Annotated in this window: 9 protein-coding genes; 6 read left to right on the top strand and 3 right to left on the bottom strand. The window is 42.1% G+C overall.

The window, feature by feature from the left end; genetic code table 11:
• The gene (locus LJ658_RS15305) at window positions 1–615 is read right to left on the bottom strand and encodes a flavin reductase family protein (RefSeq protein ID WP_230547401.1); all 615 of its coding nucleotides are present in this window, start codon (window positions 613–615) and stop codon (window positions 1–3) included.
• Window positions 612–1,499 (bottom strand): fumarylacetoacetate hydrolase family protein, encoded by an 888-nt coding sequence (locus LJ658_RS15300; RefSeq protein WP_230547400.1) that lies wholly within the window; start codon window positions 1,497–1,499, stop codon window positions 612–614. Before LJ658_RS15300 ends, LJ658_RS15305 begins: the two co-directional genes overlap by 4 nt.
• A 138-nt stretch (window positions 1,500–1,637) precedes the next feature.
• On the opposite strand from LJ658_RS15300, the gene LJ658_RS15295 reads away from it, so the two are divergent.
• The 3 genes from LJ658_RS15295 to LJ658_RS15285 all read left to right on the top strand — a co-directional run bounded on the left by LJ658_RS15295 (window position 1,638) and on the right by LJ658_RS15285 (window position 4,914).
• A complete protein-coding gene (locus LJ658_RS15295; protein ID WP_230547399.1) occupies window positions 1,638–2,108 on the top strand; it encodes an Lrp/AsnC family transcriptional regulator in 471 nt (156 codons plus the stop codon).
• 139 nt (window positions 2,109–2,247) lie between these two features.
• Window positions 2,248–2,730: an ankyrin repeat domain-containing protein gene (locus LJ658_RS15290; RefSeq protein ID WP_230547398.1), complete on the top strand. Its 483-nt coding sequence runs from the start codon at window positions 2,248–2,250 to the stop codon at window positions 2,728–2,730.
• Window positions 2,731–2,796: 66 nt separating this feature from the next.
• Entirely contained in the window at window positions 2,797–4,914 is a 2,118-nt protein-coding gene (locus tag LJ658_RS15285; RefSeq protein WP_230547397.1) for a catalase, read from the top strand.
• Between the two features lie 94 nt (window positions 4,915–5,008).
• Here LJ658_RS15285 and LJ658_RS15280 read toward each other — a convergent pair whose 3' ends face one another.
• A complete protein-coding gene (locus tag LJ658_RS15280; RefSeq protein ID WP_230547396.1) occupies window positions 5,009–5,575 on the bottom strand; it encodes an RNA polymerase sigma factor in 567 nt (188 codons plus the stop codon).
• Between the two features lie 133 nt (window positions 5,576–5,708).
• Here LJ658_RS15280 and LJ658_RS15275 point away from each other — a divergent pair, with 133 nt between their 5' ends.
• From LJ658_RS15275 to LJ658_RS15265, 3 genes are all read left to right on the top strand, one after another.
• Window positions 5,709–6,797, top strand: coding sequence for a FecR family protein (locus tag LJ658_RS15275; protein ID WP_230547395.1), 1,089 nt, complete (start codon window positions 5,709–5,711; stop codon window positions 6,795–6,797).
• A gap of 277 nt (window positions 6,798–7,074) precedes the next feature.
• Window positions 7,075–10,362, top strand: a complete 3,288-nt coding sequence (locus LJ658_RS15270; protein WP_230547394.1) for a SusC/RagA family TonB-linked outer membrane protein — start codon at window positions 7,075–7,077, stop codon at window positions 10,360–10,362.
• Window positions 10,363–10,379: 17 nt separating this feature from the next.
• Complete coding sequence (locus tag LJ658_RS15265; protein ID WP_230547393.1) at window positions 10,380–11,882, top strand: RagB/SusD family nutrient uptake outer membrane protein; 1,503 nt, start codon at window positions 10,380–10,382, stop codon at window positions 11,880–11,882.
• Window positions 11,883–11,892: the final 10 nt, after the last annotated feature.

Below are 11,892 nucleotides of genomic sequence, written 5' to 3'. Positions count from 1 at the left end.
TTATATTGGTTTTGGTAACTTAAATAGATCTGTTGTACGGCAATACCAGTCGCCGCCTAAACGCGCAACCTGGTCAAATTTTTCTTGCATGGGTTTTCCCAATTCATCTAAAAGGTCATCTCTGAAATGCATGGTTTTCACTTCGGCTATCACCAGATTCCCTGCGCCGGGACCTTTGCCTAATGGCATAATATGTTGCACGGTGCATTCCAACTGCACCGGCGATTCGGCTACACGTGGCGGTTTTATATGGATTGATGCAAGCTCGGTTAAGCCGGCTTCAATGAATTCATTTACGCCTTTTTCATATTCGGCACTAGCCTGGTTAACTTTAAAAACGAGGTTGTAATCAACAATATTAACCACGCACTCCCTAACCTCGTACAGGTTCTCTAAAGTGTGCTTGGTGGTATTGTCTTTAACCCTTCGTGATGGCGAAAAAATTATCACCGGGGGATTGGCGCTAAATAAATTAAAAAAACTAAACGGGCTCAAATTCACTTTCCCCGCACGATCAATAGTTGATACCAGCGCAATAGGACGCGGGGCTATGGCGTGTTGCAGGTAATTATGTACCTGTCCGATAGTTAATTCACTGGCTTCAAAACTTTTCATTTCTTTAAGTTTAAAATTGACCAGTCAGTATCTTCGGCTATAATTGTATTGGTTAATGTACCCAAGCCGGTGATGGTCATTTCAACCACGTCACCGGGCTGCAGCCATTGTGCTTTATAGTTTGGATCGTTTAATAAACCGGTACCATTTAGTTCCAAAAAACAACCGGTACCTACCGTGCCGGAGCCTATAACATCACCCGGATAAAGATTTACACCATACGATGCCCGCTCGATAATTTCAGCAAATGTCCAGTCCATATCGGCCATATTGCCACGTGATACCTCTATATTATTAACCCTGCAGATCATCTCAAGATTATAGTTATTGCCGATATGCCCGGGTTTAGGCTTCACTTTAAATTTTTCCAGTTCATCGGGTGTCACCAGCCAGGGGCCAATCACTGTTGCAAAATCTTTTCCTTTAGCAGGGCCGAGGTTTAAAAGCATCTCTTCCATTTGCAAGGTACGGGCGCTCAGGTCATTCATTATAGTATAGCCCTTTATATATTGATCGGCGTCCATAGCTTTAATATTTCGACCCTGCCTGCCTATAACAATCGCTACTTCCAGTTCAAAATCAAGTTTATTAAAATGATCCGGCATGCAATAAATGGGGCCCGGCCCGTAAATAGCCCGATGATTGGTGAAGTAAAAAATGGGATATTGATCAAACTCAGCTATCATACTTAATCCACGGTTGCGCCTGGCCGATTCAACATGTTGACGAAACGCATAAGCGTCACGGCACGAAGGCGGATGCGGAACGGGCGCTAAAAGTTCATAGTCATGGACTTGTTCATTGGTTTGCAGATTATACAGCAGTTCGTCAACAAGCTGTCCTTGCTGTTCGTGGTTATTTGTTTTATAGGTCACCAGTTTCATTTCTTAAAGTTCCGGCTTTGCAGGCCAAAAAACAGTACACTGGTATAAAATGAGTTATATATACGGGTTTTTGATATAAAAACTGGATAATAAACGAAAATTTAAATTTAAATTTGCTTAAACCGAATGATATACGATATGCTCGATAAACTTGATCAAACAGATATTCGCATCCTCCAGATTTTGCAGGATAATGCCCGCCTTACCAACAAGGAGATAGGGGCGAAGCTTTTTAAAAGTGCCAGCACTATCAATGACCGGATCCGCCGGATGCAGGAAAAAGGCTATATAAAAAAATATGTCGCCGTGTTGGATCCTAAAATGATCGGCAGGGGGTTCACTGCTTTTACCCATGTCCATCTAAAAGATCACAGCAAAGAAATAATTAACCATTTTGAAAAAGAGATTATAAAATTGCCGGAAGTATTAGAATGCTATCATATGTCGGGTCAATATGATTTTATACTGCGTGTTGCAGTAAAAGACCTCGATGCTTATCATGTTTTTTTGATGAATAACCTTTTCGAAAAATTCTCTATTGGCTCTATAGAAAGTACATTTGTTATGCGTGAAGCCAAAGCAGAAATGGCTTCACCAATACATCCTTAGTTACTGTTTTGATCTTTTCTTTTAAATACCGGCTATATGGATCGTCCTAAGACAAATTAAATTATAAAGTTCCGTTCTGCGAATAGCTTTTGTTGGAAACAAAAGGCAATAGAAATGGGTTGCTTTATAAATTAATTCCATGATAGATATTAACGAACTTATTATTCCTGCTGCGCGTAAGGGAGAACTTGAAGTGTTGGCAGAGCTTATTCGTCAAAATGCCAACCTTGAGCACCGTGATGAAAAAGGCTACACACCACTTATTATTGCCTGCTATAATAATCAATATGAGGCAGCCAGGTTATTACTGGAGGCCGGAGCTGATGTCAACGGCGCTGACGCCGGCGGCAACACCGCATTAATGGGTGTTGCTTTTAAAGGGTATCCTGATATCGCTGAATTATTAATTAAGCATGGTGCGCATCTAAACCTTCAACATGGAAATGGAGGTACGGCCCTGATGTTTGCAGCTATGTTTGGCCGGAATGAGCTGGTTAAATTATTATTAGCACGCGGCGCAGATAAAACTATTCTGAACACCGCCGGCCTTTCAGTTATGGACCTGGCAGCCCAACAAGGAAATCAAACTGCACTTGAAATGCTGAGTGAAAATATGGGTTAATATTTTATAGTATAACGAAACAATACTAGCACCTGCGGGTTTTAAAAGGACAAATTAAAACCTGCCATGACTAAAAAAAACAACCTCGAAACCTCGGCCAATAAAAAACTTGATGAACTGGCTCCCGATAAAGAAATAAGCAGCGGTGAGTTTATGACTACCGACCAGGGTGTTAAGATCAATGATGATACCAACTCCCTAAAAGCAGGTGAGCGCGGCGCTACACTGCTTGAAGATTTTATCCTGCGTGAAAAAATCACCCATTTTGATCATGAACGTATACCTGAACGGATTGTGCATGCCCGCGGTTCGGCGGCGCACGGTTTTTTTCAGGTCTATGAATCTATGGCCAAATACACTAAGGCGGGTTTTTTGCAGGATCCGTCGGTTAAGACACCGGTATTTGTACGGTTCTCTACGGTGGCTGGTTTTAGGGGATCAACCGACCTGGCTCGTGACGTACGCGGTTTCGCAGTAAAATTTTATACTGAAGAAGGAAATTTTGACCTGGTAGGTAATAATATTCCGGTATTTTTTATCCAGGATGCGATCAAATTTCCTGATCTGGTCCACGCGGTAAAACCTGAACCGCATAATGAAATACCGCAAGCTGCCTCCGCACACGATACTTTTTGGGATTTTATCTCACTCACTCCTGAATCGATGCACATGATTATGTGGGCAATGTCTGACAGGGCAATACCGCGCTCGTTGCGTATGATGGAAGGATTTGGTATCCATACTTTCCGGTTTGTCAATTCAGAGGGGAAATCAACTTTTGTTAAGTTTCATTGGAAACCGTTATTAGGTATGCATGCCGTAGCCTGGGACGAAGCCCAAAAAATATCGGGGAAAAACTCAGACTTTCATCGCCAGGACCTTTGGGAAGCAATTGAAAGCGGCGCTTTTCCTGAATGGGAGTTTGGCGTACAATTAATTCCTGAAGAGGATGAACATAAGTTTCCGTTTGATTTGCTGGATCCCACCAAACTGATCCCTGAGGAAGTAGTGCCGGTGATCCGAATTGGGAAAATGACGCTTAACCGTAACCCGGATAATTTCTTTGCAGAGACAGAGCAGGTGGCTTTTCACCCCGGGCATTTGGTTCCCGGTATAGATTTTACCAACGACCCATTGTTACAGGGCCGGTTGTTTTCTTATACAGATACGCAATTATCGAGGTTAGGCGGCCCTAATTTTCATGAAATTCCTATCAACCGGTCAATAAACCCTGTGCACAATAACCAACGCGATGGCCATATGCGCCAGCAAATCAACGTAGGTAAATCAAGCTATCACCCAAATACCACAGGTGGTGGATCGCCGCAGCAGGCAAAAATTACTGAAGGTGGTTTTACATCCTACGAAGAGCGGATTGATGCACGTAAAGTAAGGGCACGCAGTAAAAGTTTTATGGATTTCTTCAGCCAGGCTACATTGTTCTTTAACAGCCAGTCTGAACCTGAACAAAATCATATTATTGATGCCTTGCGCTTTGAACTGGGTAAGTGCGAAACTGTCGCCATACGCGAGCGGGTGCTCGGTTTGTTAAGTAAGGTCAGTAATCCTCTGGCTACTAAAGTAGCGGAAGGTTTGGGCATGTCCGTGCCAAAACCGCAGGAACCATTGAACCACAACTTTGGCGCTGATGCCAATCCGGCTGATTACCAGGATAACCCGAAAAAACAGATCGGTAAATCACCTGCACTAAGCATGGCAAATTCGCCTAAGGACACCATTAAAACACGGCAGATAGCAGTATTGGCCACCGATGGTGTAAATGGAGATTCTTTGAAGGCAATGAAGGCTACCCTGGAAGCCGAAGGAGCACAGATTAAACTGATAGCTCCGCACGGCGGGTTTATTAAAGATAGCAAAGGATCTGACATTAAAGTGGATATGAGTTTCCTTACGGCTGCATCTGTGCTATTTGACGCAGTTTATGTGCCTGCTGGCTCAACGGGGCTTAATACCAATGTCAATGCAATCCATTTTGTAAATGAAGCTTATCTTCATTGTAAAGCTGTTGCGACAGATAACGATGCTTTCTTAAAAGAAACCTACGTCGCTAAAAAAATGAATACCCCGGGGGTTATTGTTGGTAAGGCACCAAAAGATTTTATAAACGCCATTGCGCAACACCGTTTTTGGGAACGCGAGAAAAATGATAAAGTGCCGGCTTAATACGGCATAGTTTACATCAGGACCGGCACAGGCAGGATTTCTTGCAGTGCCGGTCCTGTATTAACATTTATCGTTCTGTTTTGATGTAGATTTACTATTGGCGCTCAATAGTGTGAGATTTTGCTCTTTTTATAGTTTCTGCTATTTTCTTTACCGCTATGGCCAGCTGATTTTCTACCGTTTTGGCCGATATATTCATTAAAGAGGCGACCTCTTTATATTTCAAGCCATCGACCTTAATTAATTTAAATATCGCTCTGCATTTTGGAGGTAACTGATTGATGACCGTATTTAACCGTTCGGTTTGCTCTTTAGTAATCAATAGGCTTTCGGGGTCAACGCTAATGGGATCACTTTCGTTATAGACAGTCTCGATGGCGGCATGGGCGTGTTTGGCTTCGTTCCTTAAATGGTTGAGTGAAAGATTTTTCACTGATACATATAAATAGGTATCAAGGTTTGCTATTGCTGTGAAATCATTTCGCTTTTTCCAGAGGTTGATTAAAACGTCATGCACAATTTCTTCAGCAGACTCTTTGCAATGGGTTAGCGAAAAGGCAAACCGGTAAAGCCTGACAAAATATTGTCGGTACAGGTCCTTAAATACCAGCTCGTCTTTGAGGACGGACCGCTCAAACTTTTCATTAAGGATGACTTGCATAGGTTTGCAATAAACAATTGGTGAAATAAAGGTAACGTTATTTTAACGATATATTAATTACTTACTTAAAAGCTTTTAAAAAAAAATGTTTTTTCTTTTGGGGGTATTTTGTTTTTGGTGTGTCTTTACGTATATGGCATCAGAAGAAAGAATTTGGCGTTTAATATCTGGAGCACTTGCGGATGAGCTTTCTGCCGCGGAGTTTGCCGAAATGGAATCAATTTTTATTAATGAACCCGAACGCCGCGTTGATTTTGAAAATCTCAAAAAACTTAGACTTGAAGCTTCAGCTGTTACCTCAATTGACGAACGTCGCGCGTTAGAACGCGGGTTGAATAAATTTGATCAGTTTATGGAGGAAAATGGATTCATGGAACGCACCATGTTCAATCAACCGCTTGAGCCCTTGCCGCACAGCCGTTTTAAAAGCTGGATGATTGCTGCGGCTTTGATTCCGTTATTTGTTATTGGTGCGTGGATCATGCATTTATCAAGGAAGGTTAATGTAAATGAGCCGCAATCATTAGCTGTCGGTTATGGAAAACGGATACGGTCAACATTACCTGACGGCTCGGTAGTATGGCTTAATTCCGGTTCTGTCATTACTTATTCTAATAGTGAAAGCGGTAAACGCGAAATAAATCTTATTGGCGAAGCCTATTTTGATGTCAAACATGATACCGAACACCCGTTCATAGTGCATGCTGGGAAATTAAACGTTGTTGTTTTAGGCACGGCTTTTAATGTGAAAGCCTATAAAGGGGATACATTTATCGAAACTACGCTGATAAGAGGAAAGGTTGAGATATTAAATGAAGCCAGGCCGGGAAGCATCATTGTTTTAAAACCTAATGAAAAGGTTACCATAAATAAGGTCATGAATAACGCCCAAAAAATAGTAGTCAGTAATCAGCCCGTTGCTGATTCTGTTGCTAACCCCAAAAATGAGGATGTTGTTAAAAATCTTGTTCCGAACAATGAAATTACTGAAACTGCATGGGTAAGCAATTACTTAACCTTTAAAAGGGAGGCCTTTGCCGACCTGGCAGGTCGCCTGGAGCGTTGGTATAATGTAAATATCATTTTTGATAACAATAAGTATGTGGCCAGGCAGTTTACCGGCCGTTTTAAAGATCAGGATATTAATGAAGTGATGGGCGCTTTGCAACTTACCGGGTCATTTCATTATAGCATAAATAATAACCAAATACATATATGGTAATTAACCAGTTGCCAATAAACTTAAAGAGAAGAAAGGAAAATGCGATGACATAGGCTACATTAATCAATTTATAGCCCAAAAAATAAGGAAGTGCGGGAACACTTCCTCTGTTGCGGCTATTGTACCAATTAACCTAATATCTGGCTGGATCTCAGGCTTTTTTAGATTTTATTAACCTCAACAAACCAAAAGTATGAAAAAAACTTATAGTTCTTTCATCAAGCAAACTATTGTCAAAAAAATTCTACTCTGCGTGAAATTAACGTGTGTTTTTATTATGTTAACCTTATTGCACGTTAGTGCCAAGGTGCGTTCACAGGAAAAGCTGAATCTTAACGTGAAGAACGTTAACCTGGAGAAATTTTTTGACCTCCTGGAAAGAAAGAGCAATTACTCTTTTCTATATAATAACCAGGCAATCCCTAATCAAACAGTAAATGTAAATGCAAGGGATTTAACCGTTACTCAAATACTGGATAATGCTTTATCGAACACTGGCCTGGCTTACAAAGTCATGTCAGATAAATTGATTGTTATAACCCTAAAATCAGCTCCTCAAGTAGCTGATATAACCGTTACCGGTACGGTTACCGATGAAAAAGGCGAAACATTACCTGGCGCCACCATCGGCATTAAAGGTGGTAATAGCCTCTCGGTTACCGATTTAAACGGAAATTTCACGGTTACTGTACCTGAAAATACGACGTTGACGGTTTCTTATGTCGGCTATCAACCGCAGGACATTCCCGTTGGTAACAATACCCGCATAAAAGTTGTGCTTAAGGAGCTTAGCGGCAGTATAAACGAAGTAATAGTTGTGGGTTACGGCACACAAAAGAAAAAGGACCTTACCGGTGCGGTTTCTGTGATAAGCAGTAAGGACCTTAACGGTTTGCCTGTTGGCGGCGTTGAACAAATTATTCAGGGTAAAGCTGCAGGTGTGTCGGTAACGCAAAATACTGGTGCGCCCGGTGACGCCATTTCGGTTCACGTTCGCGGTTTAGGTACAGTTAATGGTGTTTCGCCATTATACATTGTTGATGGCGTGCCAACAACAGACGGGATCAATGAAATAGCGCCCAGCGATATTGAAAGCATTAACATACTAAAAGACGCTTCATCTGCTGCTATTTATGGAGCACGTGCTGCGGGCGGGGTGATTATAATTACGACCAAACATGGTGCATCAGGTAAGTCGAAGCTTAACCTGAGTATGTATTCGGGAGTTCAAAGCGCTACCAACCTGATAAAAATGGCTAACACGGCCCAATATGTTAAGGCGTATAACACAGCAGCTACTAATGACAACAGACCACTCATTTCTGATAGCCTGGCCCGTACCTTATCAGATGTAAACTGGTTGAAAGAGGTGTTGAAGCCTGCACCGGTAACCAATATCAACTTATCAGTAAGCGGCGGTAATGATAATTCAAATTATATCGTATCCGGCAATATCTTCAGCCAGGGTGGTTTAATTCAAAACTCATCATTTAACCGGTATAATTTACGTACGGCTATCAACAGCAATGTAACAAAATATCTTAAAATTGGTACCAATGTTAACTTAGCTTATTCTAAAACGAGGCTGGTTGGCACCTCCGGTGACGGATTTTCAGGCGCCGCGCCGAGTGTGGTGCGTTATGCATTATTCCGTACGTCAGGTACGCCGGTTTACGGGCCAAACGGCCAGTTTGTGGATTTACCAAAACAGGATGCCAAACTGGGAAACTTTTTAGGCGATGGTATTAACCCCGTGCAACAAGCCGCTTCAACAAATGATAACAATTATAATTATACCATATTAGGCAACGCGTTTTTAGAGCTAACGCCGGTTAAGGGCTTGAAAATAAGATCAGATATTGGCTTGGACCTGGTACAGACCGACTATAAACAGTTTTTTGAAACTTATGGAGCCGACCGTTCTTTTAACTCACCAAGTTCACTGGCGCAATCTCATAACAACGATCTTAACTATAATTGGACAAATACCGCTACCTATGATCTAACGCTTCAAAAGCATGAATTTACTTTCCTGGCAGGTACGGAAATAATTAAACAAGATCAACAGGGACTTTCAGCCTCACGTACAGGCTACGTAAACCAAACCCCTTATTTTCAATATCTGGATAACGGCGGATTAACCGGTCAACAAAACGGTGGCGGTGAATCTCATTATGCCTACTCCTCATTATTTGGCAGGGTTAACTATCAGTATAACAATAAATACCTGGCAAGTTTTAACTACCGTTGGGATGCGTCATCTAAATTGGATCCAAATGCACAGTCGCAATCCGTTTATTCTGGTTCATTGGGATGGCGTATTGATCAGGAAGATTTCATGAAAGACATTAAGCCAATCTCAACCTTTAAGTTAAGGTTAGATGTTGGCCAGGCAGGTAATGCCCAGGGGTTAGGTGCTTATCCTTATGTGTCTACCTTAAACGGTAATTATTATTATCCTTTTGGTGGAAGTACGAATCAGGGTTATACAATTAACTCAATTGGTAACCCTAAGATTCGTTGGGAGATAAGTACGCAGGAAGATGTGGGTCTTGATCTCGGATTCTTCGATAATTCATTGATGGTTACGGCTGATTATTATGTTAAAAATACCAATAACGTATTGTTGCCGTTTCAACTGCCACCAAGCGCTGGCGGTGCAGCTGCGCCAACAATTAATGCCGGCAAAGTACGCGACCAGGGTTTTGAACTTGAAGTAAATTACCGGCACACATTTAACAAAGACTGGGCATTTTCTGTAAACGGTAATTTTGCAACACTTAATAATAAAGTTGTTTCATTAGCCGGTGCGCCTCCAATCGCAGGCGGACGTATTGATAACAACTATTTTGCTACCCGCACTCAGGAAGGCCATGCTATAGGTGAATTTTATCTGTTACAGCAGGAAGGTATTTTCCAGACCGCGCAACAAGTATTTACACATGCTTACCAGGGGCCAAATATAAGGCCGGGTGACGTTATGTATAAAGACGCAAATGGCGACGGGGTAATAGATGATAAAGATAAAATGTTTGTAGGCAGTCCTATCCCGAAATTTACGTATGGATTTTCTGCCAATGTATCTTATCAGCAATTTGATCTGAGTTTGTTCTTCCAGGGCGTATACGGTAACAAGATCTACAATCAGATCAATACTGATATCGAAGGGTTTTACAGGCCATTTAACATTACCGAAAGGGTAGCAACGCAAAGTTGGAGCGGCCCGGGTACCAGCAACACCATTCCGTTATTATCATGGTCTGATGCAACAAACAATAAGCAACCTTCAACCCGCTTTTTAGAAAACGGCTCTTATTTAAGGCTTAAAAATGTGCAGCTGGGCTATAAACTAGGTAAAGGCGCTTTAAAAGCTATTGGCTTATCATCGGTGCGGATATTTGTGAGTGCGCAAAACCTGCTCACATTTACTAAATACACCGGGCTTGATCCTGAGCAATACAGCAACAGCAATAACCAGGGTGATGGTGTAAGAGCGGTTGGTATTGATTGGGGAACCTATCCGTCTGCACGTGTTATCACCGGCGGCATTAACGCCAGTTTCTAACTTTAATTTATAGAAAGATGAAAGCAAAAAATAGAGTAATATATATAATAGCTATCCTGTTTTTTTCGGCTGCAGGATGCAAGAAGATACTTGACCAGCCCATATTAGGCCAGTATCAGACAGGTAATTTTTTTACCAATGATGCTAATGCGGTACTTGCGGTAAATGCCGCATATAGCCCGCTTACTTTTACCGATGCCTCTTCAAATGCCATTTGGGTATTAGGAGACGTTGCTTCGGATGATGCAATAAAAGGCGGCAGCGCCGGCGATCAGGCTGATTTTCAATTGATCAATGATTTTAATATCAACCCATCAAACTCGGCGGTTGAGGCTGTTTGGAAAAGATATTATCAGGGTGTTTTTGCCTGTAATGTGGTGATTGATGGTTTGTCAGGCAGCACCGGGCTGTCAGCAACTGTGAAAACACAGGTTATGGGCCAGGCGCAGTTTTTAAGAGCGTACTATTATTTCAACCTGACCGCGGCCTATGGAAACATCCCGTTGCATCTTAAGGTTGAAACGCCGGACGAAGCACAAAAAACCGTTTCAACCCAGGCCCAGATATATGCCCAGGTTGAGCAAGACTGCATAGCAGCAGCGGCCGCTTTGCCTACAACCTGGACAGGTGGCGATCTTGGTCGCGCTACAAAGGGCGCTGCTTTGGCTTTACTGGCTAAAACCTATCTGTTTGAACAGAAATGGGCATTAGCGGCCTCAACCGCTAAAGCTGTAGAAGCTTTAAACGTTTACAGCCTGTTACCTGTTTTTGCCGATAATTTTAGAGCGGCTACTAAAAACAATGCAGAGGGGGTGTTTTCTATTCAACATCAAACAGGCTTAGTACCTTTTCAGGGCAATAACCTGAATGTTTGGTTTGCACCACGTTCAATTAATGGTTACGGCTTTTATTATCCTACACAAAGTTTGGTTAATAATTTCGAGAAATCGCCGTCGGGTACCGATGATCCACGCCTTGATTATTCAATTGCAAGAGCGGGCCATCCTTACTTTGACAGCGCTTTTGACCCTTCATGGACATCAACCGGTTATTTAAGTAAAAAACATTGCCAGCCATTGTCAGAGATTCCAACGACTTTAAAAGGCGATGGTAATCTTAACTATCAGGCTATCAGGTTTGCAGAGGTTTTATTGATTGAAGCCGAAGCATTAAATGAAGCAGGCAGCAGCGCTGAGGCACTTGCGCCGTTGAACAAGGTTAGAAAGCGTGCGAGAGAAAGTTTTCTTTATGATAACAGCCTGCCTGGCTTCGGTACTGTACCTGCCGGTTTATTGCCCGACATTACTACCACCGACCAAACCCAGCTTCGGGATATTATCCGCAGGGAAAGACGCTCTGAGTTGGCGCTTGAGTTTCATCGTTTCTTTGATATAATCCGCTATGGATCGACCTATGCTAATTCGGTGTTAGGCACTCGTCCATTGTTTAATTATGATAAGAATAAGTTTTTCCCGATCCCTGAGAGTGAACGGGCCACCAATTTCAAATTAGGTTTATAATTGTGAATTT

Origin of the sequence: Mucilaginibacter sp. UR6-11 (assembly GCF_020880695.1) — a bacterium.
In the GTDB taxonomy this organism is placed as follows: domain Bacteria; phylum Bacteroidota; class Bacteroidia; order Sphingobacteriales; family Sphingobacteriaceae; genus Mucilaginibacter.
The sequence above is the reverse complement of the archived record's forward strand: the minus strand, read 5'-3'. Positions and strand labels throughout refer to the sequence as shown.